General features: G+C 63.4%; 26 protein-coding genes. 13 read left to right on the top strand and 13 right to left on the bottom strand.

Annotated elements, in window-relative coordinates:
- From WDS16_RS10665 to WDS16_RS10675, 3 genes are all read right to left on the bottom strand, one after another.
- Positions 1-525, bottom strand: a complete 525-nt coding sequence (locus WDS16_RS10665; protein WP_338892613.1) for a CGNR zinc finger domain-containing protein — start codon at positions 523-525, stop codon at positions 1-3.
- 195 nt (positions 526-720) lie between these two features.
- Positions 721-1,986, bottom strand: coding sequence for a class I SAM-dependent RNA methyltransferase (locus WDS16_RS10670; RefSeq protein ID WP_338892615.1), 1,266 nt, complete (start codon positions 1,984-1,986; stop codon positions 721-723).
- Positions 1,987-1,988: 2 nt separating this feature from the next.
- Positions 1,989-3,986: an APC family permease gene (locus tag WDS16_RS10675; protein WP_338892617.1), complete on the bottom strand. Its 1,998-nt coding sequence runs from the start codon at positions 3,984-3,986 to the stop codon at positions 1,989-1,991.
- Positions 3,987-4,199: 213 nt separating this feature from the next.
- Here WDS16_RS10675 and WDS16_RS10680 point away from each other — a divergent pair, with 213 nt between their 5' ends.
- From WDS16_RS10680 to WDS16_RS10690, 3 genes are read left to right on the top strand one after another with little or no spacing between them, the layout of a single operon-like run.
- The gene (locus WDS16_RS10680; protein WP_338892618.1) at positions 4,200-4,865 is read left to right on the top strand and encodes a TrkA family potassium uptake protein; all 666 of its coding nucleotides are present in this window, start codon (positions 4,200-4,202) and stop codon (positions 4,863-4,865) included.
- 33 nt (positions 4,866-4,898) lie between these two features.
- The gene (locus tag WDS16_RS10685) at positions 4,899-5,558 is read left to right on the top strand and encodes a TrkA family potassium uptake protein (protein WP_338892619.1); all 660 of its coding nucleotides are present in this window, start codon (positions 4,899-4,901) and stop codon (positions 5,556-5,558) included.
- Complete coding sequence (locus WDS16_RS10690; protein ID WP_338892621.1) at positions 5,555-5,848, top strand: GNAT family N-acetyltransferase; 294 nt, start codon at positions 5,555-5,557, stop codon at positions 5,846-5,848. The genes WDS16_RS10685 and WDS16_RS10690 overlap by 4 nt, the downstream gene beginning before the upstream one ends.
- On the opposite strand, the gene WDS16_RS10695 is transcribed toward WDS16_RS10690, so the two are convergent.
- Together WDS16_RS10695 and WDS16_RS10700 are read right to left on the bottom strand one after the other, a co-directional pair.
- Complete coding sequence (locus WDS16_RS10695) at positions 5,811-6,494, bottom strand: DUF3159 domain-containing protein (RefSeq protein WP_338892622.1); 684 nt, start codon at positions 6,492-6,494, stop codon at positions 5,811-5,813. The two genes, WDS16_RS10690 and WDS16_RS10695, sit on opposite strands and share 38 nt — an antisense overlap.
- A 45-nt stretch (positions 6,495-6,539) precedes the next feature.
- On the bottom strand, positions 6,540-6,917 hold the full coding sequence (locus WDS16_RS10700; protein ID WP_068375927.1) for an OB-fold nucleic acid binding domain-containing protein: 378 nt from the start codon (positions 6,915-6,917) through the stop codon (positions 6,540-6,542).
- A 149-nt stretch (positions 6,918-7,066) separates the two neighbouring features.
- Between WDS16_RS10700 and WDS16_RS10705 the strand changes: the two genes are divergently transcribed.
- The gene (locus tag WDS16_RS10705) at positions 7,067-7,798 is read left to right on the top strand and encodes an alpha/beta hydrolase (RefSeq protein ID WP_338892625.1); all 732 of its coding nucleotides are present in this window, start codon (positions 7,067-7,069) and stop codon (positions 7,796-7,798) included.
- 30 nt (positions 7,799-7,828) lie between these two features.
- On the opposite strand, the gene WDS16_RS10710 is transcribed toward WDS16_RS10705, so the two are convergent.
- Both WDS16_RS10710 and dut read right to left on the bottom strand, forming a co-directional pair.
- Complete coding sequence (locus WDS16_RS10710) at positions 7,829-8,656, bottom strand: DUF3710 domain-containing protein (RefSeq protein WP_338892626.1); 828 nt, start codon at positions 8,654-8,656, stop codon at positions 7,829-7,831.
- Positions 8,657-8,658: 2 nt separating this feature from the next.
- Complete coding sequence (dut, locus tag WDS16_RS10715; RefSeq protein ID WP_338893335.1) at positions 8,659-9,144, bottom strand: dUTP diphosphatase; 486 nt, start codon at positions 9,142-9,144, stop codon at positions 8,659-8,661.
- Positions 9,145-9,349: 205 nt separating this feature from the next.
- Between dut and WDS16_RS10720 the strand changes: the two genes are divergently transcribed.
- Complete coding sequence (locus WDS16_RS10720; RefSeq protein ID WP_338893336.1) at positions 9,350-9,817, top strand: DUF3093 domain-containing protein; 468 nt, start codon at positions 9,350-9,352, stop codon at positions 9,815-9,817.
- A 79-nt stretch (positions 9,818-9,896) separates the two neighbouring features.
- On the opposite strand, the gene WDS16_RS10725 is transcribed toward WDS16_RS10720, so the two are convergent.
- The gene (locus tag WDS16_RS10725; RefSeq protein ID WP_068375910.1) at positions 9,897-10,199 is read right to left on the bottom strand and encodes a DUF4193 domain-containing protein; all 303 of its coding nucleotides are present in this window, start codon (positions 10,197-10,199) and stop codon (positions 9,897-9,899) included.
- A 495-nt stretch (positions 10,200-10,694) separates the two neighbouring features.
- Here WDS16_RS10725 and cei point away from each other — a divergent pair, with 495 nt between their 5' ends.
- On the top strand, positions 10,695-11,375 hold the full coding sequence (gene cei, locus WDS16_RS10730; RefSeq protein WP_338892629.1) for an envelope integrity protein Cei: 681 nt from the start codon (positions 10,695-10,697) through the stop codon (positions 11,373-11,375).
- Between the two features lie 8 nt (positions 11,376-11,383).
- Here cei and WDS16_RS10735 read toward each other — a convergent pair whose 3' ends face one another.
- Positions 11,384-12,283 (bottom strand): inositol monophosphatase family protein, encoded by a 900-nt coding sequence (locus WDS16_RS10735; protein ID WP_338892631.1) that lies wholly within the window; start codon positions 12,281-12,283, stop codon positions 11,384-11,386.
- A gap of 163 nt (positions 12,284-12,446) precedes the next feature.
- On the opposite strand from WDS16_RS10735, the gene ppgK reads away from it, so the two are divergent.
- The 4 genes from ppgK (at position 12,447) to WDS16_RS10755 (ending at position 16,817) form a co-directional block, all read left to right on the top strand.
- Positions 12,447-13,250 (top strand): polyphosphate--glucose phosphotransferase, encoded by an 804-nt coding sequence (gene ppgK / locus WDS16_RS10740; RefSeq protein ID WP_338892633.1) that lies wholly within the window; start codon positions 12,447-12,449, stop codon positions 13,248-13,250.
- A 123-nt stretch (positions 13,251-13,373) separates the two neighbouring features.
- Positions 13,374-14,756 (top strand): RNA polymerase sigma factor, encoded by a 1,383-nt coding sequence (locus WDS16_RS10745; protein ID WP_338892635.1) that lies wholly within the window; start codon positions 13,374-13,376, stop codon positions 14,754-14,756.
- Positions 14,757-14,904: 148 nt separating this feature from the next.
- On the top strand, positions 14,905-16,119 hold the full coding sequence (locus tag WDS16_RS10750) for a sensor histidine kinase (protein ID WP_338892636.1): 1,215 nt from the start codon (positions 14,905-14,907) through the stop codon (positions 16,117-16,119).
- Entirely contained in the window at positions 16,116-16,817 is a 702-nt protein-coding gene (locus WDS16_RS10755) for a response regulator transcription factor (protein ID WP_338892637.1), read from the top strand. The genes WDS16_RS10750 and WDS16_RS10755 overlap by 4 nt, the downstream gene beginning before the upstream one ends.
- Here WDS16_RS10755 and WDS16_RS10760 read toward each other — a convergent pair.
- Both WDS16_RS10760 and WDS16_RS10765 read right to left on the bottom strand, forming a co-directional pair.
- Positions 16,772-17,131, bottom strand: coding sequence for a DUF952 domain-containing protein (locus WDS16_RS10760; RefSeq protein WP_338892639.1), 360 nt, complete (start codon positions 17,129-17,131; stop codon positions 16,772-16,774). The two genes, WDS16_RS10755 and WDS16_RS10760, sit on opposite strands and share 46 nt — an antisense overlap.
- A gap of 23 nt (positions 17,132-17,154) precedes the next feature.
- Entirely contained in the window at positions 17,155-18,084 is a 930-nt protein-coding gene (locus tag WDS16_RS10765) for an EamA family transporter (RefSeq protein WP_338892640.1), read from the bottom strand.
- 241 nt (positions 18,085-18,325) lie between these two features.
- Here WDS16_RS10765 and WDS16_RS10770 point away from each other — a divergent pair, with 241 nt between their 5' ends.
- The gene (locus WDS16_RS10770; RefSeq protein WP_121114656.1) at positions 18,326-18,520 is read left to right on the top strand and encodes a DUF7455 domain-containing protein; all 195 of its coding nucleotides are present in this window, start codon (positions 18,326-18,328) and stop codon (positions 18,518-18,520) included.
- Between the two features lie 103 nt (positions 18,521-18,623).
- Here WDS16_RS10770 and WDS16_RS10775 read toward each other — a convergent pair whose 3' ends face one another.
- On the bottom strand, positions 18,624-20,357 hold the full coding sequence (locus tag WDS16_RS10775) for a DEAD/DEAH box helicase (RefSeq protein ID WP_338892642.1): 1,734 nt from the start codon (positions 20,355-20,357) through the stop codon (positions 18,624-18,626).
- 213 nt (positions 20,358-20,570) lie between these two features.
- Here WDS16_RS10775 and WDS16_RS10780 point away from each other — a divergent pair, with 213 nt between their 5' ends.
- Positions 20,571-21,695, top strand: a complete 1,125-nt coding sequence (locus tag WDS16_RS10780; RefSeq protein WP_338892644.1) for a YihY/virulence factor BrkB family protein — start codon at positions 20,571-20,573, stop codon at positions 21,693-21,695.
- Here WDS16_RS10780 and WDS16_RS10785 read toward each other — a convergent pair.
- A complete protein-coding gene (locus tag WDS16_RS10785; protein ID WP_032398413.1) occupies positions 21,668-21,904 on the bottom strand; it encodes a DUF3039 domain-containing protein in 237 nt (78 codons plus the stop codon). The genes WDS16_RS10780 and WDS16_RS10785 overlap by 28 nt on opposite strands.
- Positions 21,905-21,988: 84 nt before the next feature.
- On the opposite strand from WDS16_RS10785, the gene WDS16_RS10790 reads away from it, so the two are divergent.
- Positions 21,989-22,357 (top strand): DUF3099 domain-containing protein, encoded by a 369-nt coding sequence (locus WDS16_RS10790; RefSeq protein WP_338892654.1) that lies wholly within the window; start codon positions 21,989-21,991, stop codon positions 22,355-22,357.
- The last annotated feature ends 10 nt before the right edge of the window (positions 22,358-22,367 follow it).

A 22,367-nucleotide genomic window follows, 5' to 3' on the forward strand; every position in this document is an offset into this window, starting at 1 on the left:
CTATCCCGCGCTTGCGCGCGCCCGGTGCCTGCGGACTGCGTCTCGATTCGAACACACGGTTCCGCAGTAGCGCTGACGGCCCGTTCGCGACACGTCCGCGAACACCTTCACGCAATCCTCGGCTGCACACCGACCGAGTCGGTTCATACCGCGACCGGTCAGATGTAGGGCGGTCCCGACGCTGACCAACGCTCGAATGACGGATCCGAGCGGGATGTTGGGATCGCGATAGTGCATGTGCCAGCCATCTCCGGCGTGATTGGTCAACCTCGGGTAGGCCGACGCGCGCGCAAGCAGGTCGTTGAGAATATCCGCTCGTGTTTCGTCGGTTTCCGCGTCCACGACCCTCACCCACTCGGCGAGAAAGGCCGCCGCCTCGGTCAAGTCGGCATCGGTTGGGACGGTATCGACCACCAGTCCCCCATCGAGACAACGGCGACCCAATTCAGCGGCCGAGCTCGGCGGAGAGTTGAACAGGTCCACGCCCAACTGCACCGCATATGTTCCGTAAGGGTTGATATGCACAAGACCATTACATCACAGTGTGTACATGCCCACATCGACGACAGAGACAACAAACACACACCAACACGGCTGGACGACGGCGAGCCACCATCGCACGAGCGAGGGAACGATCAGCTACCAGCACTGCTCGTGCGGAGCGCAGCGAATTCTCGCGCCCCTACGAGGAGAGAACCTTCTTGCAGTCGTGGAAGCCGGCTAGCGGACAAAACGTCCGATGCACTCGACGTGGTGGCTGAGCGGAAATGCGTCGAACGCGCGAACGTCGTCGAGGTGAAACCCTGCGTCCGCGTACAGCTTCGCATCTCTCGCGAACGAGGCAGGGTCACACCCGATGTGCACGATCCGCTCCGGGCCACGAGCAGCCACCGCCGCGACGACGTCTTTGCCCGCCCCGGAGCGCGGCGGGTCCAGGACCACGACCGAGGGGACGGGTAATGCCTCGACACTGCGCTCGACCCGCCCCGGCGCAAACCGCACCTGCGGCAGGTCATGGAGTGCCTGTGCACCATCGGTGGCCGCTCGCCGTGAGAACTCGACACTCACGACTCGGCCACTCGGCCCGACACCGTCGGCCAGACTGGCGGCGAAAACCCCTACGCCGCCGTACAGATCCCAGGCGACGTCGCCGTCACCGACATCGGACCACTCGGCCACAAGATCGCTGTACACCTGTGCAGCACCTCGATGTGCCTGCCAGAATCCGGTGGCGTCGAGTGCCCATTCACGGCCCGAGACGAACTCGTGTGCTCGCCCACTACCGATCACGGCCTTCTCGGCTCTCGGCTGCACCGAGGCCGCGCGACGTGCGGATGCGCCGCGCCGCCCAGGGGATCGACGACCGGTACGCGACAACGCTGCAGGGGCGATTTCGACAACATGTCGTTCACCGGCACCATCGACGGTGACGGTCAGCTCCGAGCCCGGTCGCCACTGTGCGTCGCCGAGACCGTCGTACGAACCAGCAACGGCCTGGGGACATGCCAACTCGGGCAGGATCGTCGAACTTCGATAACGATGGAATCCAGCTCGACCGGCACCGTCCACCGCCAGCCGAATCCTGCTGCGCCAACCGGTTCCGTTTTCGGTGAGCGGAAGTGCCTCCACGCTCACATCGCGGTCGATGCCCGCGACCCTGCGCAGTTGCTCCTGCACCACGGCGGCCTTCATAGCCCGACCTGCAGCAAGGGTCGCGTGCGAGTAGTCACAGCAACCGGATCCGCCGGGGCCTGAAATCGGGCACAAGGGTTGGATGCGGTCCGCGGATCCCGTCAGAATCTCGACCGCATCCGCTCGACAGAACGAGCCGCCACGGTCTTCGGTCACCTTCGCACGCACTACCTCCCCCGGCAATCCGTGTCGGACGAACATCACGCGCCCGTCGTGCCGGGCCACACAGAATCCTCCGTGGCCAGGAGCTCCGAGTGTCACCTCGAAGGTCTGACCGAACCAACTCTCGCTCATGGTCACTTTCCCGATGGAGGCTCGTAGCCACGACGCGAGGCACCTGGTGCGTTCTCGATCGATTCTCGCCTCGCCTTCTCCGAAGAGTGAAGCTGCCACGGAACGGACGTCACCATCACGCCGGGCTGGAACAGCAGACGACTCTTCAGCCTCAATGCGCTCTGATTGTGCAGGATCTGCTCCCACCAGTGACCGACGACGTACTCCGGAATGAACACCGTCACCACGTCACGCGGTGAGTCACGCCGCACCCGCTTCACGTAGTCGAGCACCGGCTTGGTGATTTCGCGGTATGGCGACTCCACCACCTTGAGCGGAACGGAGACGTCACTGGCCTCCCACTCCCGCACAAGAGCCCTGGTGTCGGCCTCGTCGACGTTGACGGTGATGGCTTCCAACGTGTCGGGGCGAGTCGCACGTGCGTACGCGAGCGCGCGCAGCGTCGGCATATGCAGCTTGGACACCAGCACGATCGAGTGAGTTCGACTCGGCAACACACCGTCCCACTCTTCGTTCTCCAGTTCACGGGCCACCGTGTCGTAGTGCTTCCTGATCATCCGCATCAGCACGAAAATCGCGATCATCGCCACGATCGCGATCCATGCTCCGGCTGCGAACTTGGTGACCAGCACGATCACGAGCACGGTGGCGGTCATCGCGAGCCCGACGCCGTTGACGACTCTGGAACGAAACATCCGACGCCGTGATTCCGAATCCTGCTCGGTACGAAGCAGTCGAGTCCAGTGCCGAACCATGCCCGTCTGGCTGAGCGTGAACGAGACGAACACACCCACGATGTAGAGCTGAATGAGCTTGGTCACCTCGGCGCCGAACACCACGACGAACGCGATGGCAGCACCGGATAGAAAGAGGATCCCGTTGCTGAACGCAAGCCGGTCGCCGCGCGTGTGCAACTGACGGGGAAGGTATCGATCCTGTGCAAGTACCGATCCGAGAACCGGAAACCCGTTGAAGGCTGTGTTCGCGGCCAACACGAGGATCAATGCAGTGACGATCGTGATGAAGAAGAAGCCGATCGGGAAACCGGAGAACACCGCGTCGGCGAGCTGCGCGATCAGAGTCTTCTGCTGGTACCCATCCGGCGCGCCGACCAATTGTTTGGCGGGATCCAACGCGTACTTGATGCCGATCTTCTGGGCCAGAATGATGATGCCCATCAGCAGCGTGATGCCGATGACTCCGAGGAGAAGCAACGTCGTCGCGGCATTGCGCGACTTCGGTTTGCGGAATGCGGGTACACCGTTGCTGATCGCTTCGACGCCGGTCAGGGCGGCGCAGCCTGAGGAGAACGCGCGAGCAATGAGGAAGGCGAACGCGATTCCATACAGGTGCGAGTCCTCCTCCACCAGCTCGAACGATGAGGATTCCGCCTGCAGATCCTCCCCGAACACGTAGACCCGCAACAGTCCCCACGCAAGCATGAGCACCATGCCGATCATGAACGCGTAGGTCGGAATCGCGAAGGCTGCCCCCGATTCCCGGATCCCGCGCAGGTTGATCGCAGTGATCAGGACGATCGCGACGACCGCGAACGCAACCTTGTGGTGCGCGACGAGAGGTACTGCCGAGCCGATGTTCGACGCGGCAGCCGAGATCGACACCGCGACGGTGAGCACGTAGTCGACCAGCAGGGCGCTCCCGACGGTCAAGCCTGCGGTCGGCCCGAGGTTGACTGTGGCTACCTCGTAGTCACCACCACCCGACGGATACGCGTGAACGTTCTGTCGGTAACTGGCAACGACGACGGCCATGACTATGCAAACGGCAAGACCGATCCAGGGAGTGAAGGCGTAGGCCGAGATCCCCGCCACGGACAGCACCAGGAAGATCTCCTCCGGCGCGTAAGCGACCGAGGACATGGCGTCCGAGGCGAAGACGGGAAGTGCGATGCGCTTCGGTAGGAGCGTGTGACCTAGCTTGTCACTGCGGAAGGGTCTACCTAGCACGAGCCGCTTGGCGGCCGTCGAGAGCTTGGACACGGGTGAAAGCGTAGGCGCTTGTGTTGCAGGTGGAACACCGGAGCGTCGAAACGCGCCGTACGCGCTCGATCCACCTTCCGAAAAGTCTGATTCGACGTCGACACCGAGATCCACCGCTCGATAACCGAGCGGCGGCCCGATACGTTGGTGTCCGTAGCAGTCGCCCACCCTCTCGAACGCCGGGAGAGGAAAGATCCGAATGGAGCTGGACCTGTGTACGTAGTGGTGATGGGGTGCGGCCGAGTCGGTGCATCGCTGGCAGGCGCTCTCGCACGGATCGGCCACGAGGTCGCCGTCATCGATCGTGACGAGACTGCGTTCCTGCGCCTCGACCCGTCGTTCGACGGCCATCGTGTGGTCGGGATGGGGTTCGACCGGGATGTTCTCGTCAAGGCCGGCATCGAGCGGGCCGAGGCATTCGCTGCGGTGTCGTCCGGAGACAACTCGAACATCATCGCTGCGCGAGTCGCCCGCGAGACGTTCGGAGTCGAGAAGGTCGTTGCTCGCATCTACGACGCGAAGCGCGCAGCTGTCTACGAGCGGCTGGGGATACCGACCGTTGCAACCGTTCCCTGGGCCACGGACCGCTTCCTGCACAATCTGCTGCGTGAGGATCCGACTACCAAATGGCGCGATCCGTCCGGCAGCGTCGCGGTGGTCCTGCTCGAGATCCACGAGGGCTGGATCGGGAAGAAACTGTCCGTGCTCGAGGAGTCGACACATTCGCGGGCCGCGTTCCTGATCCGTTTCGGAACCGGACTGCTACCGGACAAGAAGACCGTGATCCAGTCCGACGACGAGATCTACGTTGCGGCGGTGTCGGGCACCGTCGCCGAAGCCGTTGCGCTCGCATCGAATCCGCCGCCGTCCGATGACTGATCGTCACACCGCACCTCACAGAGACGGAATTTCATGAGAGTCGCAATTGCCGGCGCCGGCGCCGTCGGGAGATCCATTGCCCGGGAACTGATTCGCAACAACCACGCGGTGATGTTGTTGGAGCGCAAACTCGATCATGTCGATCGAGATGCGATCCCCGAAGCCGAGTGGGTCCTCGCCGACGCATGCGAACTTTCGCTGCTGGAGGCCTCGAACCTGGAAACCTACGACGTAGTCATCGCCGCGACGGGTGACGACAAGGCCAATCTCGTACTGAGTTTGTTGGCCAAGACCGAGTTCGGGGTAAACCGAGTTGTGGCCCGCGTGAACGATCCGCGAAACGAGTGGCTGTTCGATTTGTCGTGGGGCGTCGATGTTGCCGTGTCGACACCGCGCATGCTCGCGTCCCTCGTGGAGGAAGCGGTGTCCGTCGGCGACCTCGTCCATCTCATGACATTCCGCAAGGGACAGGCCAACCTGGTCGAAGTGACGCTTCCCGAAAACACGCCACTCGCAGGCAAACCGGTCCGCAAACTGTCGCTTCCGCGTGACGCTGCGCTCGTGACGATCCTTCGCGGCGGACGGGTCATTGTGCCGCAGCAGGACGATCCGCTCGAAGGTGGCGACGAATTGTTGTTCGTGGCCTCGGTGGAAGTCGAGGGCGAACTGCGCGCGGCGGTGGGTCTGCAATGACCGCCTCCAGCGACTCTGCCCAGGTCCGTGACAACCCCGAGCAGTCTCGGTACGAGATCGTCTCAGGACATCAGATCGCCGGGATCGAGCAGTACTCCCGAGACGATGACGTCGTGACGTTTCTGCACACCGAGATCTACCCCCAGTTCGAGGGACTCGGCTACGCGAGCGCACTGGTAAGTGCAGCTCTCGATGATCTGCGCAGCAAGGGATTACGGGTGCGACCCGAGTGTCGCTACGTGGTGAGCTTTCTCACGAAGCATCCCGAGTATCAGGATCTAGTGGCGTGAGTTCCCCGCCGGTCGACGATTCCTCCGCGAGGGCGCGGTCGGCGCGGCGAACGGCCCAGAACGTCACCAGCAGTGCGACGCCCGTCAGTGGCCAGCCCATGCCGATACGTGCGGCGGCCAGCCACCCTGTCTGATCGGCGTCGTAGAGCTGAGATTGGACGAGATAGCGGGCGCCGAAGACCACCGCCCACGCGAACGTGGCGATGTCGTAGGAGGCAACCGCTCGGCGATTGCTGCGCCACGACGATCCCCTGCTGTTCAGGTACCCCCAGGCGACGCCGACGAGCGGCCACCTGGCGATCATCGAGACGACGAACACCCCGGCGTACGCGAGCGAAGTGTAGATGCCGAATAGAAAGTAGCCCTTCGCATCGCCCGTGCGATATGCGATGAACGCGCAGATTCCGACACCGAAGAATCCTGAGATAGCGGGCTGAATCGGTGCTCGCTTGACGAGCCGCCACACCATCACCCCGAGAGCGACGGCCAACGCCGACCAGATCGCGGCGGTGAGATTCCAGAAGCTGTTGACAGGTACGAAAACTACGACGGGCAGCGTCGACGCCACCAGACCGGTCAGCCCACCGAGCTGCTCCAGAATGGTCTGTTTGCGGTCCTCGACGTTCGCGCCTTCACTGTCTGTCACACCCACGAGGGTGCCACATCCCCCGGTGCCCTCCGCGCAAGGGCGTCAGGAATCGTCGCGAAGTTCGTAGTAGGGGTTGTAGACGATCTTGCGACCGTCTCGTTCGCCGACGCGACCACGGATCAGCACCGTCTTACCAGGCTCGATTCCCGCGATCTTGCGCCGCCCGATCCACACCAGCGTCACGGGATCCGTGCCGTCGAAGAACTCTGCTTCGATGTTCGCGTTGGCGGCTTTCGAACACGCATCGACGCTGCGGAGACGGCCGAGCATGGTGACTTCATCTCCGCGGGAGCAGTCACAGGCGCGCTTCGCGCCGGACGCTTCGGACGACTCGGCCATTTCTTGGGCGTCGAGCTCCTCGACGTCCTCGGTCAACTTCCGCGTCAGCTTGCGGAAGTATCCTGCGGCAGCGGGTGCCATTGCGCGCTCCTGGAGCATTTACGACGGGTTGTGCCACCTCGATGGCGTGTACTTCCGCCACTGTAGACCTGCAGATCGCCTACAGCCAACCGCACCGTCCGAACGCCCCCCGAGGACGATTTCGACGATGCAAGTGCACAATGATCGGAATGAGCGAATGGGCATCACACGCCGTCGTGCTGCCCGGTACGGGGAGCGATGCGCAGTTCGCTGCGGCTGCCTTTGCACCGGCACTGTCTTCGGTCGGAACGTCCGCGGTGGCGGTCGAACCCGATCCGAACGGTGTCGTTGCATCGTACGAAGCAGCTCTCGATGCTGCGGCTTCCGAACACGGCCAGATCATCATCGGTGGAATCTCGATCGGTGCTGCGGTCGCGGTGGCGTGGGCGTCACGCAACCCCGGCCGTGCGTGCGCGATCCTGGCGGCGCTCCCGCCCTGGATCGGTGCGCCGGGTGACGCTCCGGCGGCCGCGAGCGCTCGATACACCTCGCAACGACTCCTCGACGATGGCCTGGTTGCCACCACTGCCGAGATGGTCGCGTCGACTCCGGAGTGGCTGGCCGAGACGCTCACGCGGTCGTGGCGGTCGCAGTGGCCCGATTTACCTGCAGCGTTGATCGAAGCATCTGCGTATACGGCGCCTGATCGAGAACTACTGGCCCGCTTGCGCGTGCCGACAGCGATCGTGGCCGCAGTCGACGATCCGATCCACCCGTACGACGTTGCCCGGATCTGGCACGCCGAGATACCCGGGTCCTCGTTGTCCACCGTCACCCTCGCGGACATCGGAACCGACCCGGGAATAATCGGGGCGCGCTCCGTCGGAGCTCTGTCGGCCTCGCTCGGACAGCAGGACTCCCCCAACCCCAGCTCGCCGTAAACCAGCTCTCCGCGAATCAGCTCGCGTGTATCAGCCGCCGAGTTGTTGCATTGCCGAGCCCGACGAACCTCGGCGCGGCCCCTCGGTAGGGCCTGCCGGGGCGGGTGACGCCGGAGTCGGATTCGGCTGGGCGTTGGATTGAGCGGCCTGCTCGGCTTGCTGTTGCTGCGCCGCTGCAAGCTGAGCGGTCAGCGCGGCGGGAAGTACGACGGGTAGCGGCGTACGCACCGGATGCGGATCGGTACCGCGATCGACGACGGTTTGCGAGAGCACGTCCCGAGCGATCTTCACGAGTGGTGAGTCGCTGTTCACATTCCCGGCCGGACCGGCGAGCACGCAGCGGACCATCCACCGGTATCCGTCCACTCCGATGAAGCGCAGATCTGCATTCGCGGTCACACCGAGTAGCTCTCGTCCCCACGGGCCGGTCTCGATCGAGACGGTCGACTTGTCGTTGCGGAGCGAATCCGCAAGATCGGCGGCTACTTCACGCCACTGACCGGGAGACTTGGGAGCCGCGTACGCCGCAATCGTGATCCGACCGTACTGCGTGACGACGTGCACTGCTTGCGGGGCGCCCGCCTGCGTCATCTCGACCTGCAGCTGTCCGCCCGCCGGCAACGGCACCAGCACCGAACCGAGGTCCAGCCGAGTCTCGGCGAGCGCGTCTCGCTCCTCGTCGAGTTCGCCCAGATCGAACGGCCCCTGGTCGGGATCGAGTCCCCCGGGTGCCGACTCATCTGCAGTAGCCCCGTCCTCGATAGCACCGTCCCCGGAGCCGTTGGGGGCCTCGTCGGCGAAGAACCCACCCTCCGTCTCGTCGGGAAGGCCAGAGCTTTTCTTGCGACGTCCGAACATGATCAGTTCTTTCCTTCTCGAATCGGGCTATGCGCCAAGCTTGCGTGACCGCCGCTCGAACCGTATCCACCACTGCCTCGCGTCGTGTCGTCCAGCGAGTCCACCTCGAGAAACGTCACCAGCTCGACCTTCTGAACCACCAGCTGCGCGATGCGATCCCCACGTACCAGGTCGATCGTCTCCCGAGGGTCGAGATTGATCAGGCAGACCTTGATCTCACCGCGGTAGCCGGCGTCGATGGTTCCTGGCGAGTTCACTATGGACAGTCCGGAACGCGCTGCCAAGCCGGAGCGTGGATGAACGAGGCCGACAGTGCCGAGAGGGAGCGCCACGGCGATGCCGGTTCCGACGACCATCCGCTCACCCGGCGCGATCGACGCATCGGCCGTGATGTGCAGGTCGACGCCCGCGTCGCCCTCGTGTGCGCGCTGTGGCAGAGGTAACTCCGGGTCCAGCCGTGTCACCCGAACCTGTGGCGGAACGGACATCACTGGATTCGCAACACCCGACGTGCCGTGGTCAATGGTGGAATCGTCTCTCACGTGCTCCGAGACTACGCTGCCCGACCTGTCCCAGGAGTGGAGCCTCGTCGAGCGTCCGCGGGAAAAGGTTAGGCTGGGGGACGTGCCACAGGACTCACACCGCGATCTCGAATCCGACGCCCCGACGAGCGACGGGGCTGGAGACAACCTCGTGCATTCGGAAAAGCTGTGGGTGCCGCTCTGGTGGTGGCCCGCAGGTCTCGCGGTGGGAGCCCTCCTCGCAGCGGAAGTGCACATGGGCGCACCCGGGTTACGCGCATGGCTTCCGTACGTGCTCCTACTACCGTTTCCGATCTGGGCTCTGTACTGGCTCAGTCGGATGACGGTCGAGGTCTCTCGCGACGAGTCAGGAGTAGGCGAACTGCGGGTCGGACAGGCACACCTCCCCTTGGACGTGATTGCAAAGGCAGCCGTCGTTCCCGCGACAGCAAAAAGTGCGGCGCTGGGAAGGCAGCTCGATCCCCTTGCCTTCGTACAACACCGCACCTGGGTCAAACAAATGGTTCTGATTGTTCTCGACGATCCCGACGACCCCACCCCCTACTGGTTGGTCAGCACCCAGCGGCCGGAAGATCTGGTCGCTGCCCTGGCTCGGCCCACCCCCGGAGACCACGCCTGAGTGGTCTCGGCCTCACCATCGTTCGGACAAGCACTGTCCGGACGATCATCCTCCTGTGTCGATCATTCTGCTGTGTCGGTCAGGCAGCGCAATCGCGGCAGATGAGCACGCCGCTCGCATCGCTTGCCAGTCGACTTCTGTGGTGGACCAGGAAACAGCTGGAGCAGGTGAATTCGTCGGCCTGCTTGGGGACGACGCGAACCGATAGTTCTTCCCCGGACAGGTCCGCGCCCGGAAGCTCGAACGACTCTGCCGTGTCCGACTCGTCCACGTCGACCACAGCAGACTGCGCCTCGTTGCGGCGTGCCTTCAGCTCCTCGAGTGAATCTTCCGACACGTCGTCGGATTCTGTTCTTCTCGGTGCGTCGTAGTCGGTTGCCATTGTTCTTTCGTACCCCTTGTTCTCGTGCATGTATTGGTGAAAACGTCGTGCACTCGTGCCGACGAGTGAGTCGGCCGCGGGGATCGCGCCTCATGCTGTCTTCACCGTCTCGTGTTCTGATCCGGTTCGTCTCTCCAACGGACGACAGTTGTGCAAGGTGCCCGAGAAACTACCCGGGTAATTCCCGAACGATCGAGGTTGAAACCCGATCGAGACCTCACCTTTCTGTGCCGTCCACCACGGATTCGTCTCACTTTCGAAACCACCGGGGCCGCCAGACAATAGCCGAACCGCGTGACTTTGGCGAAACCGAATCGCCGAACGGTCATCTTTTCGCCTGACAAACCGGTTGAACACCGTCGACCCGCCAGACATTCCATGCCTGCGCAGCGACCTTCGTGCGGAAGCCAACTACAGTAAGCACGCACGCCGAGCCCGTTGCTCGAACGTTGGCGCGCACATGAAGATCCGGCGAAGGAAAGGCGTGTCCACACCGTGGTTTCACTGATCACCGAGGGCAAATCTGTCGACGATCGCGGCCGACCGTTTCGGCGTCGGCGTGTGCTTCCGATCATGATCGTGCTCCTTGCGTTGGCGCTTCTCGGTGTCTTCACCTGGATCAGGGTGTTCACCTCCGACGAAGCAGTGACCGCCACAGTCGAATGCAACGAGCCCTCCACGGCACCGTCGAGCGACGGAACGATCCCAGCGCCACTCGGCGAACGAGTCGACCGCTCCGCGCTGCTCGATGTCGAACCTGCCGCACTGTCCGCGACCAAGGTGCGAGTGTTCAATGCGAACGGGGAACGCGGGCAGGCCGCCACAGTCGCAGCGGACCTGAGCGAATACGGGTTCGCGAGCGCGCCGGATGTGCAGGTCGGAAATGATCCGGTGTATCTCGACCAGAACATGCAGTGCCAGGGGCAGATCAGATTCGGCGCAAACGGCCAAGCCGCAGCCAGCGCGGTATGGCTGGCGGCGCCGTGCGCCGAACTGATCCAGGACGGCCGCGGCGACGACACCGTCGACCTGGCGTTGGGTACGTACTTCCAAAGTCTGCAGCCCAATACCGACGCCGAGTCCGTACTTCAGTCGCTGGCTGGCGTGACGCCGGGTTCGGCTCCCGCCCCACTCGACATCGAACTACTCGAGGCGGCGCGCAGCGCGCGCTGCTGACAACCGCCTCAGTCGATCGGGATGGCGTCGAGGGCGCCGATCGAGTCGAGGCACTCGAGGAACTTCCGTTCGATGCCCGGCGCAACCGCGACCGTGATCGAACCGCCCGCCGTCGTCGAGGTCGGGCTCGGAAGCACGACAGCGGCGCCGGCTTCTTCTGCGACGAGAGATCCCGCGGCCCAGTCCCATGGACTGAGACCGTGTTCGAAGTGAGCGTCGACAGCTCCGGACGCCACCATGCACAAGTCGAGCGCTGCTGACCCCACGCGCCGGATGTCGCGTATCCGAGGAAGCAGTTCGGCAATGATGCGGCCTTGAACGGTGCGCCGTGACGCGCCGTATCCGAAACCGGTGGCAACGAGCGCAAGGGCTAGTTCGGATACCGGATTGCAGGTCAATTCGACCGCGGGACCATCGGATTCGGTCATGGTGGCACCTTCGCCACGAGCCGCGCTGTACGTGACATCGCGTGCAACATCGACGACAACTCCGGCGACGCTGACGCCGTCCACCTGAGCGGCCACCGAGACCGAGTATGCAGGGAGTCCGTACAGGAAGTTGACGGTGCCGTCGATCGGATCGAGCACCCATCGAATTCCCCGCACGGATTCCGTCTGGCCGCCGCCTTCTTCGCCGAGGATCAGGTCCTCAGGACGCCGTTCGGCGAGCAGAGTGCGCAGCAGCTGTTCCGTTTCCGTGTCGACGATGGTGACCGGGTCCGTGGGGGTGCTCTTCGTATGGACGGGTGTAGACGCAGTTGCGGACACTCCACGTGCGTCGCCACCGAACACTTCGGGCCGACGAGTACGCACGTGTGCAGCAGCGATCTGTGCGACTTCGCGGGCGATCTCCAGAAGTTCTCGATTGCTCGGGTGTGAGGCGTCGGCTGGTTTCGGCACGTGCACCATCGGATCACAGGTCGTGGCGTGCGCACCACTCGGACGATTCGTGTTCCGTTCATGGCCCTACCGATTCCGCGTACGGGCACTATTCTTTGAGGCGCACGGTACTCACCGAGGACGGGCATTCGTGCGTACGACGAAGTTCCACGACATCAGGAGCGCACGCCACATGACACAGGCAGTTTCGGAATCGATGCCCACGGACTCACGGCAACGTCAGGGATTCGGCGTCGACGTAGGCGGCAGCGGCATCAAGGGTGGAGTCGTGGATCTGGTCACCGGCGAACTCGTCGGCGACCGGTACAAGATCGAGACGCCACAGCCATCGACTCCCGATTCCGTGGCGGCAGTGGTTGCGGAGATCACCGCCCACTTCGGCTGGACCGGACCGGTCGGTGTCACTCTGCCGGCCGTCGTCACCGGAGGAGTCGCGCGGTCGGCAGCCAATATCGACAAGTCGTGGATCGACACCGACGCCAAGGCACTCTTCTCCTCGGCACTCGGGCACTCCAACGTCACTGTGCTGAACGACGCCGATGCGGCGGGTGTCGCCGAGGACCGCTACGGCGCGGGCAAGGACAAGAGCGGCGTCGTCGTCCTCCTCACGTTCGGAACCGGCATCGGCTCGGCTGTACTGCACAACGGTGTTCTTCTTCCCAACACCGAGTTCGGTCACCTCGAGGTCGACGGCATGGAGGCGGAGCATCGGGCCGCGTCATCGGTGAAGGAGAACAAAGACCTGTCCTACAATGAATGGGCCAAGGAGGTGTCGAAGGTACTTCGGACGTTCGAGGCGCTTCTGTGGCCCGATCTCTTCATCGCCGGAGGCGGAATCAGCCGGAAGAGCGAGAAGTGGATCCCGCACCTGACCAACAGAACTCCGGTGGTCGCGGCCACTTTGTTGAACACCGCAGGCATTGTCGGCGCTGCCCTGGCAGCCGACACAGCAGCCGATACGGACCAGGCTCGGTAACAAAGTCTCGACGGGTCGTTACAATGGTTGATGCCGGTCTGCACGCCGGCACAATCGACAAGACCTCTCCGCCGGAAACCACTCTGGCGTGACGCCGCACGACACCGTCACGAAAGGGCGTACGTGGCAGCCACCGATATCCGTCAGACCGTAGATTCAGCAACAGAGTCTGCGTCCCCTGCACCTGCTGCGGAGGCACCGAACGGCACGATCCGAGAGGTCGACGCCGCTCCGGCGGCTAAGACCACCGCACCGGCGAAGAAAGCAGCGCCGAAAAAGGCTCCCACAAAACGAGCGGCAGCCAAGAAAGCACCAGCGAAGAAGGCTACGGCCAAGAAGGCTGCCGACGGGTCTCCCACGGCAGAGGGCGACGAGGATGCCCCCGGCATCGATGAGATCGACATCTCCGACACCGACATCGCCGCTGCAGCCAACGACGTCGTCGAGGTTGTAGCCGCCGGTGACGATACCGAGGACGATGCAACTGCCGAACCCACGGCCGAGGACAAAGCGTCCGGCGATTTCGTCTGGGACGAAGAAGAGTCCGAGGCTCTGCGTCAGGCACGTAAGGATGCCGAGCTCACCGCTTCGGCAGACTCCGTTCGCGCATACCTCAAGCAGATCGGCAAGGTCGCACTGCTCAATGCCGAGGAGGAGGTCGAGCTTGCCAAGCGCATCGAGGCCGGCCTGTTCGCCACGGAGAAGATGCGTGAGTTCGCCGAGAAGGGCGAGAAGCTCCCGGTTGCTGCACGACGCGACTTCACCTGGATCTGCCGCGACGGCAACCGCGCAAAGAACCACCTACTCGAAGCCAACCTCCGCCTTGTCGTGTCGCTCGCAAAGCGCTACACCGGGCGTGGAATGGCCTTCCTGGATCTGATTCAGGAAGGAAACCTCGGCCTGATTCGCGCGGTCGAGAAGTTCGACTACACCAAGGGCTACAAGTTCTCGACGTATGCGACGTGGTGGATCCGACAGGCAATCACCCGTGCAATGGCCGACCAGGCACGGACCATCCGCATTCCCGTGCACATGGTCGAGGTCATCAACAAGCTCGGTCGCATCCAACGTGAACTCCTCCAGGACTTGGGCCGCGAGCCCACTCCGGAAGAGCTGGCGAAGGAAATGGACATCACCCCTGAAAAGGTGTTGGAGATCCAGCAGTACGCTCGCGAGCCGATCTCGCTCGATCAGACGATCGGCGACGAAGGCGACAGCCAGCTCGGCGACTTCATCGAGGACTCCGAGGCTGTGGTCGCTGTAGACGCGGTGTCCTTCACCCTCTTGCAGGATCAGTTGCAGTCGGTCCTCGAGACGTTGTCCGAGCGCGAGGCAGGCGTGGTTCGACTGCGGTTCGGCCTGACCGACGGACAGCCGCGGACGCTCGACGAGATCGGGCAGGTCTACGGCGTGACGCGCGAGCGTATTCGTCAGATCGAGTCCAAGACCATGTCGAAGCTTCGTCACCCGTCGCGTTCGCAGGTTTTGCGTGACTACCTCGACTAGTAGGAACTTGCACACCGGCACGTGAACGCCGAAGAGCCGTCGCTGCACAAGCGGCGGCTCTTTTGTGTCTCGGGTGTGCCTCATCCCTTCGTCTGACGAAGTGCGCGGACCGATGTGCTGTGATGGATGGGTGCGCCGGTGGTCCGAGTTGTCTGCAGAATCGCGCGACGTTCTCGTCGTCGCTGCACAGTTCGGGTTCTGCTGCGCCCTGTACGCAACCAACATCTACCGATTCGTGCCAGACCGGATGGACGTGTCGCTGTGGGGACGAATCGGGGTACTCGCGCTGCTCTGCGCGTGTTCCCTCCTCCGCCGGCGCGCGCCGGTCCTGGCGCTCGGCCTGGCGGTCGTTCCGTTCGGCCTCGATCTGATGCTCGGTGCAACACTTCCGGTGTGGCTGATCGTGTCTGACCTCGTCTACTGCGTGGCGCTCTATGGCACCGATCGCCAATCGATCGGCATTCTGCGTCTGTGCGCTGCCGTGTCCGTGCTCACGTGTGGTCTGGTGTACGCGGCTACTGGCGAGGGTCAGGAAGTGATCGTCACGATCGGCGCCGCCGCTGCATTCCTTGGCACTCCACTGTGGTGGGCGCGAAGTGTGCGTCAACACAAGCAGATCGCGCGCTCCGAATTCGAGAGAGCTGAAGCAACTACCGTCATCGCCGAACTGGACCGGCGAGCTGCCATCGAGGCCGAACGCGCCCGCATGGCACGAGATCTACACGACGTGGTGGCCGGACACCTCTCAGCCATAGCGATTCAATCCGCGGCCGCACTGCGGATAGTCGAAAAACGTGACCAAGGGTCCCCCGCAGTCAATGGACCCGGCGTTCACGACATCGTGACGTCGATCCGCGTCAACAGCATCGACGCATTGTCCGAGATGCGCTCGATGATCGGCCTCCTCCGCGGCGACGGTGCCGCGGACGAACCCGTCTCACCCGGGCGCGTGGAGGAGCTCCACCGACTCGTGACGTCGGCGCGGGCAAGCGGAACCGACGTGCACATCGACGGCGACTTCGCACCTGACGCTCACCGTACGACGGTTCTCCCGGCAGCGGTGGATCACGCTGCATACCGCATCGTGCAGGAGGCGTTGACCAACGCTGTCGTACACGCCCCTGGAGCCGCCACAGGCGTGGACATGAGATGTGATGGCAATGCACTCACCATCGTGATCACGAACGACATCACGCCGACGGATTCGGGCCATCCTGTCCGAGACAACGGGCATACAGGGACGGGACTTTCCAACATGAGACAGCGCGCGGAACTACTCGGGGGCATGCTGCATGCGGGCTCCGAGGGCGGCCAGTGGTGCGTGAAAGCAGTTCTACCAGTAGCGAAGAGCACCGCCCGATGATTCGAGTGCTGATCGCCGACGATCATGCAGCCATCCGATCGGGGCTGAAAACGATAGTCGAGTCGACAACGGGATTCACCGTCGTCGGCGAAGCGGCCGACGGCTACGAAGCAGTCGATCTCGCCGCCCAGCGCACTCCCGACGTCGTGCTCATGGACATTCGCATGCCCGGCCTCGACGGAATCGAAGCAACCACCAAGATCGTCGCCGGTCGATTCGCTCGCGTCCTCGTGCTGACGACATTCGACATCGACGACTACGTTTTCCGTGCCCTTCGAGCGGGAGCGTCCGGGTTCGTCCTCAAGTCGGTATCAGCGGAGGATCTCCTCGACGCAATCTCGGCAGTACACGCCGGCGACGGGGTGCTGGCGCCACAGGTGACGCGGACGTTGATCGACGCCTTCACATCCGGCAGTCATGCGGCCGCGATCGAGGCCCCTCAGGGGTTGACCGATCTCACCGACCGGGAACGTGACGTGCTTCGGTGTCTCGGTGACGGAATGTCGAACGCGCGGATCGCGCGGCAGCTCTACATCGGCGAGACGACAGTCAAGACACACGTATCGAGGATTCTGGCGAAGCTCGGCGTCGACTCACGAGTTCAAGCCGCGATCGTGGCTCGGTCGCTGCCGGCCGTGACCGAGCTCGACCATCACAGTTCTGGCGCAGCGAATTCTCCATTCGCATCCGGAACGTAGCGCAAAACCGTTGTGACGGCTGCCGTGGGCAACGGTCCGTACAAGTGTGGAAACACCATCGATTCAGGATCTCCCGGTACACCCGACTCCCACAGCACGGGGGCGTCGAGGCGGTGCGGATCCAGGACCAGGAGAAGAAGGTCATCGCGGCCTGCGAACAGGCGATTCGCCGGAAGATGAACCTGCGCCGGTGTGGACAGGTGCACGAATCCAGCGTCGGTGAGAGAAGGCGGACGCAGTTCGGGCGAGGTTCTGACTGCGTGCCAGTCGGCGGAGGCGCAGATGTGCAGCAGTGGTTCGGTGGATTCGCTCACGAGAACGATTCTGTCAGGGCAGGTCAGGGCGGTGGCAACTCCTCGGTACCCACGGCACGTTCGCGGACTGCGCTACCGCCGATCACCACAGCCGCAATGACGGCCGCGATTCCCACTCCCTCGGCGACCGTTGGCAGTTGCGACAGCACCACGGCGCCCACCACGGTCGCTGTCGTAGGAAGCAGAGCCAGCAGGAGGGCGAAGCGCGCTCTACCGATCCTGACCAATACCACCTGGTCCAAGACGTAGGGCACGACGCTGGACAGCAATCCGACCCCGAGTCCGAGCATCCATACACGTGGCTCGAGAAACACGTCTGCATCGGTCCACAGCACCGGCCCGAGCAGAGCAGGAGCAAGGATGACGGTTCCGCCCGCCATTCCGACCGCGAGGTCATCGATTCCATTGCCTGCGTCTGCAACCCGCTTGCCGACCAGAATGTAGACCGCCCAGAGACCGGCAGATGCCAGCGCGAACCCCACACCCGGCAGTCCGACCGGGCTGCCGTCGAGTTGAGCACTGGCAATCGCGAGCACACCCAGAATCACCAGACCAAGCGCGATCGTGTCGCGAACGCGCTTCGACCCGGCTGCGGCGACAGCGACCGGGCCGAGAAATTCGATCGCGACAGCTGCTCCCAATGGAATACGGGCTATCGCTTCGTAGAACATGACGTTCATCCCGACTGTTGCGAGCCCAAACAGTATGGCGATCATCACTTTTCGGCGTGTCCACTGCGCTGAGCCGATCGGTCGTCTCCATGGTCGTCGCCACAAGAGCAGCACCACTGCGGCGCCGAGCGCTCGAAGCCAGGCGACCGCCGCCGGGTCCAGGGTGTCGAACAGAAACACTCCGATTGCTGCGCCGACGTATTGACACAGGCCACCCACTACGAACAGCGCCGGAATGCCGAATTGAGCAGCTACCCCGGTCGTCGCCACGCCTCGTGTCACCGTTCGACAGTAGACGGCGAGTTCGACACGCCCGGAATCAGCTCTAAGCGAACAGATCTTGACCTTGGATGCACGGCCAGCAGGTTCTCTTGTGTTTCGTGTTAGTGACAACACAAAGAAACGTCTACGGGAACAACGCGTGACCGCCAATCGTCTGAAAGAGTGTACGGACCGCGCCATACCGACGCGGCGGACCGGCCCCAGGCAATCGGTTGACACCGAACGCCAGTACGGAGGAGTCATGCCCGGAACTTTGACCAGCCCACAATTGACAGCTGCCGACCGGTGCGACCGGTGCGGTGCAGGGGCTCGCGCACGAGTTGTGCTCTCGACCGGCGGAGAACTGCTGTTCTGCGGTCACCACGCCAAGGAGCACGAAGATCGATTGCGTGAAGTGAACGCAACGGTGATGACCGAATCGGACTCCGCGGTGTAGTCGGCTCGCTCGCGATACACACGGCAAGAAATCCAGATACTCGAACACAATTTCACGAGAACGGGCGTCCACTCGAGTGGACGCCCGTTCTCGTGCATTCAGATCACATCTTGCGGAGCTGCGTGATTCGTTCGCTCAGCTGATCTGCCGTAGCCATCGCCGTAGGTGGGCCTCCGCACACGCGTCGTAGATCGCCGTGGATCACTCCGTGCGGCTTTCCGGTGCGGTGGTGGTACACCGCGACCAAACTGTTGAGTTCGCGGCGGAGAGCGGCAAGCTGGCCGGACGTGGACACCCGCTCCGAGGCGGCCGGCGGTGGCACCGCGGGGCCGGGCGCCGCCGGCTTCTCCAACTGCTCCTGCTGGCGTTGACGCAGCAGATCACGCATCTGCTTGGCGTCGAGCAGTCCGGGTAGGCCGAGATAGTCCGCCTCCTCGTCGCTTCCCGAGAACGTGGCAGTTCCGAACGACGAACCGTCGTAGATGACCTGATCCAGCTCGGCATCCGCGCCGAGGGACGTGTACGCCTTCTCCTCCTCCCCCAGTTCGTCCTTCTGCTTGTTTGCATCGGCGAGGAGATCGTCGTCGAGGCCGTCCTTCTCTCGATGCGGTTTACCGAGAACGTGGTCACGCTGCGCTTCGAGCTGACTGGCGAGATCGAGCAGAACCGGAACAGAGGGCAGAAAGACACTCGCCGTCTCGCCGGGACGCCGAGATCGCACGAACCGACCGATCGCCTGAGCGAAGTAGAGCGGAGTCGACGCACTGGTCGCGTAGACACCGACTGCTAGGCGGGGTACGTCGACGCCCTCGGACACCATCCGGACTGCGACCATCCACTTCTGGTCGCTCTTGCCGAACTCGGCGATGCGAGCGGACGATGTCGGGTCGTCGGACAGAACGATGCACGGCGTCTCACCGGTGATCACTTCGATGAGCTTCGCGTATGCGCGCGCGACCGTCTGATCGGTAGCGATGACGAGGGCCCCTGCGTCGGGCATCCCACCGCTGCGCAACTGGCCCAGTCGAGTGTTCGCTGCAAGAAGCACCGCAGGCATCCAGTCCCCCTGCGGATCGAGTGCGGTGCGCCACGCCCGCGCGGTCTGTTCGGCACTCAACGGTTCACCCAGACGGGCAGTGAACTCCTCACCCGCGTTGTTTCGCCACCGGGCTTCGCCCGAGTAGGCAAGAAAGACGACAGGCCGAACGACGCCGTCCGCGAGCGCATCCGAGTACCCGTAGGAGTGGTCCGCCCGCGAACGCATCAATCCCTCGTCGTCGGGTTCGTAGTTCACGAAGGGGATCGGGCTGTCGTCGCTTCGAAACGGAGTACCGGTGAGCGCAAGGCGACGCGTCGCGTCGCTGAACGCTTCACGGATGCCTTCGCCCCAGCTCTTGGCGTCACCTCCATGGTGGATCTCGTCGAGGATGACCAGGGTCTTTCTGGCCTCCGTGCGTACGCGATGCCGGAACGGGTGCGACGCGATCTGCGCATACGTGACGACGACGCCGTGGTAGTCGCTCGACGTCTGTCCGGTGGAGTTGGAGAAACGAGAATCGAGTGCAATGCCCACCCGCGCAGCGGACTCGGCCCACTGGTGCTTCAAGTGTTCTGTCGGCGCGACGACGGTCACCTGATCCACCGTTCGATGGGCGAGCAGCTCGGAAGCAACGCGTAGGGCGAAGGTCGTCTTACCTGCTCCGGGCGTCGCGACGGCCAAGAAGTCTTTCGGTGCGGACACCAGATACTTCGTCAGAGCACGTCTCTGCCACGCACGCAGCGGGGCTCCACCCGCTGGTGCGGCTGCGGGTGTGGGGTGGTCTGTGGTTTCGGTCATATCAGCGCTCACTGGCCGCCGGTTCCTGGCATCGATCGAATTCCTCGCGCTCTCGGTAGCCCTGCAGTGTCCGCCGTGGAGCCTATCGCTCCGCACCGACCGAACCCGCATCGGAAGAGATGTGACCTTTTCGACGCACGAGCGACACGCCGAACGGTCACACCGAGGGGGCAACGAGCGCGCGAGGCCATCGTCGGGAATGCTGGAGAGACCATGAGCGAATCTGCAGGTGCACCGGAGAAGCTGTCGTCCGGGCGACCCCTGCGCCTCATCTGGGTCGTGACGAAGCGCACACTGACCAAAGCCTGGGACGATTCGATCTTCAGCAAAGCGGCGACGGCCGCGTTCTGGCAAACGCTGTCCTTGCCTCCCCTGCTACTGGGGGTGCTCGGAAGTCTCGGCTTCGTTGCCGGCTGGTTCGGTCCGAACACGATCGAGATCATCGAGTCCAAGATCATCACCTTCAGCAGCACCGTCTTCAGTGACAGCGTCGTCGACGGCATCATCGAACCGACGGTTCAGGACGTACTCCAGCAAGGACGCGGCGAAGTCGTATCCGCCGGTTTCGTGTTGTCGCTGTGGGCCGGATCGTCCGCCATCTCGACGTTCGTCGACTCCATCGTCGAGGCCCATGGTCAGCAGGACGCTCGGCACCCGGTCTGGCAGCGCATCTTCGCGCTCCTGCTGTACGTCGCGTTTCTCGTCGTGGCCGTATTGGTGCTCCCGCTCGTTGCACTCGGCCCGACCTACGTCCAGGCACTGCTCCCGAGCTCGTGGTTCGAGATCGGCAGCGAACTCATCGACGTCCTCTACTACCCCGCCGTCGGATTGCTGCTGATCGTTGGGCTGACGACGCTCTACAAGGTTGCGCTGCACACCTCGTTGCCATGGCACCGTCTGCTGGGCGGGGCGCTCTTGGCGGGAGTGTTCTTCATGATCGCGAGCGCTGTCCTACGCTTCTACCTGACCTGGATCACCGGAACCGGCTACACCTACGGTGCGCTCGCGACACCGATCGCGTTTCTACTCTTCACGTTCTTCCTCGGTTTCGCCGTCGTTCTGGGCGCCGAGTTCAACGCAACCATCCAGGAGTTCTTTCCGGCGCGCGCTACCAGAATCGAGCAAATGCGGGAATGGCTCGCAGCGCAAGCCGCGTACGAGGAATCGGGACCTGTCACCGCCGTCGCATGGCGACTGGCCACCGGACCGATTCGGCTTGCCGGGGACCGTACGAGATCGAGCGGTTCGGGTGACAGCTCAGCTGCGGCGACGGACAGCGCCGAGACCGCCGCCGAACCGAGCTCCCCCCGTCAGTCGCCCTTCTTCAAACCTTCGTAGACCTTCTTGCAGTCGGGACACACCGGCGAGCCCGGCTTCGCAGACTTGGTCACCGGGAATACTTCGCCGCACAGCGCCACGACGTGAGTTCCCATGACGGCGCTTTCGGCGATCTTGTTCTTCTTGACATAGTGAAAGAACTTCGGCCGGTCGTCATCGGTGGTTTCGTCGGGGGCGATATCGGGGCGATCCTTGGTCTGAGTGCTCATGGCTCGATTATTCCGCACAAGAGCCTGCTGAGACCAACAACGCCGACGAGTGCATTCGAGGCGAGGTAGTGACACAGTGGAGTCATGACGCGTACACCCGGGTTCTACAGCTCGGCCGAAAGCGGCTCGGCCAGGCACCCAGCACTGATCACCGAAGCGCAGACTTCGGTCGAGGAGCAGCACCGCGCGCGGGTGAAGAAATACATGTTCATCATGTCGTTCAGAATCCCAGCCCTCGTGCTGGCGGCAGTCTCGTACAGCATCTGGGCCAACCCCTGGATAGCGATGGCCATCGTCGGAGTGTCCATTCCGCTCCCGTGGATGGCTGTCCTCATTGCGAACGACCGTCCTCCCCGCAGCAAGGACGAGGTAAGCCGGTACGACGGGCGACGCACCGAGCGAACATCCATCGAGCCACGCGCACACAAGGTGATCGAGGGAGCCGACGACTGAGTTGCCGAGA

The organism is Rhodococcus sovatensis (genome assembly GCF_037327425.1).
GTDB lineage: Bacteria > Actinomycetota > Actinomycetes > Mycobacteriales > Mycobacteriaceae > Rhodococcoides > Rhodococcoides sovatense.

What these genes read in the sequence shown, in the direction of transcription:
- WDS16_RS10670 (WP_338892615.1), bottom strand. Translation starts at nt 1,986, where the DNA reads ATGAGCGAGAGTTGGTTCGGTCAGACCTTCGAGGTGACACTCGGAGCT.
- WDS16_RS10685 (WP_338892619.1), top strand. Translation starts at nt 4,899, where the DNA reads ATGAGAGTCGCAATTGCCGGCGCCGGCGCCGTCGGGAGATCCATTGCC.
- WDS16_RS10690 (WP_338892621.1), top strand. Translation starts at nt 5,555, where the DNA reads ATGACCGCCTCCAGCGACTCTGCCCAGGTCCGTGACAACCCCGAGCAG.
- WDS16_RS10700 (WP_068375927.1), bottom strand. Translation starts at nt 6,917, where the DNA reads ATGGCACCCGCTGCCGCAGGATACTTCCGCAAGCTGACGCGGAAGTTG.
- WDS16_RS10705 (WP_338892625.1), top strand. Translation starts at nt 7,067, where the DNA reads ATGAGCGAATGGGCATCACACGCCGTCGTGCTGCCCGGTACGGGGAGC.
- WDS16_RS10710 (WP_338892626.1), bottom strand. Translation starts at nt 8,656, where the DNA reads ATGTTCGGACGTCGCAAGAAAAGCTCTGGCCTTCCCGACGAGACGGAG.
- dut (WP_338893335.1), bottom strand. Translation starts at nt 9,144, where the DNA reads ATGTCCGTTCCGCCACAGGTTCGGGTGACACGGCTGGACCCGGAGTTA.
- WDS16_RS10725 (WP_068375910.1), bottom strand. Translation starts at nt 10,199, where the DNA reads ATGGCAACCGACTACGACGCACCGAGAAGAACAGAATCCGACGACGTG.
- WDS16_RS10735 (WP_338892631.1), bottom strand. Translation starts at nt 12,283, where the DNA reads ATGGTGCACGTGCCGAAACCAGCCGACGCCTCACACCCGAGCAATCGA.
- ppgK (WP_338892633.1), top strand. Translation starts at nt 12,447, where the DNA reads ATGACACAGGCAGTTTCGGAATCGATGCCCACGGACTCACGGCAACGT.
- WDS16_RS10755 (WP_338892637.1), top strand. Translation starts at nt 16,116, where the DNA reads ATGATTCGAGTGCTGATCGCCGACGATCATGCAGCCATCCGATCGGGG.
- WDS16_RS10770 (WP_121114656.1), top strand. Translation starts at nt 18,326, where the DNA reads ATGCCCGGAACTTTGACCAGCCCACAATTGACAGCTGCCGACCGGTGC.
- WDS16_RS10775 (WP_338892642.1), bottom strand. Translation starts at nt 20,357, where the DNA reads ATGACCGAAACCACAGACCACCCCACACCCGCAGCCGCACCAGCGGGT.
- WDS16_RS10780 (WP_338892644.1), top strand. Translation starts at nt 20,571, where the DNA reads ATGAGCGAATCTGCAGGTGCACCGGAGAAGCTGTCGTCCGGGCGACCC.
- WDS16_RS10785 (WP_032398413.1), bottom strand. Translation starts at nt 21,904, where the DNA reads ATGAGCACTCAGACCAAGGATCGCCCCGATATCGCCCCCGACGAAACC.
- WDS16_RS10790 (WP_338892654.1), top strand. Translation starts at nt 21,989, where the DNA reads ATGACGCGTACACCCGGGTTCTACAGCTCGGCCGAAAGCGGCTCGGCC.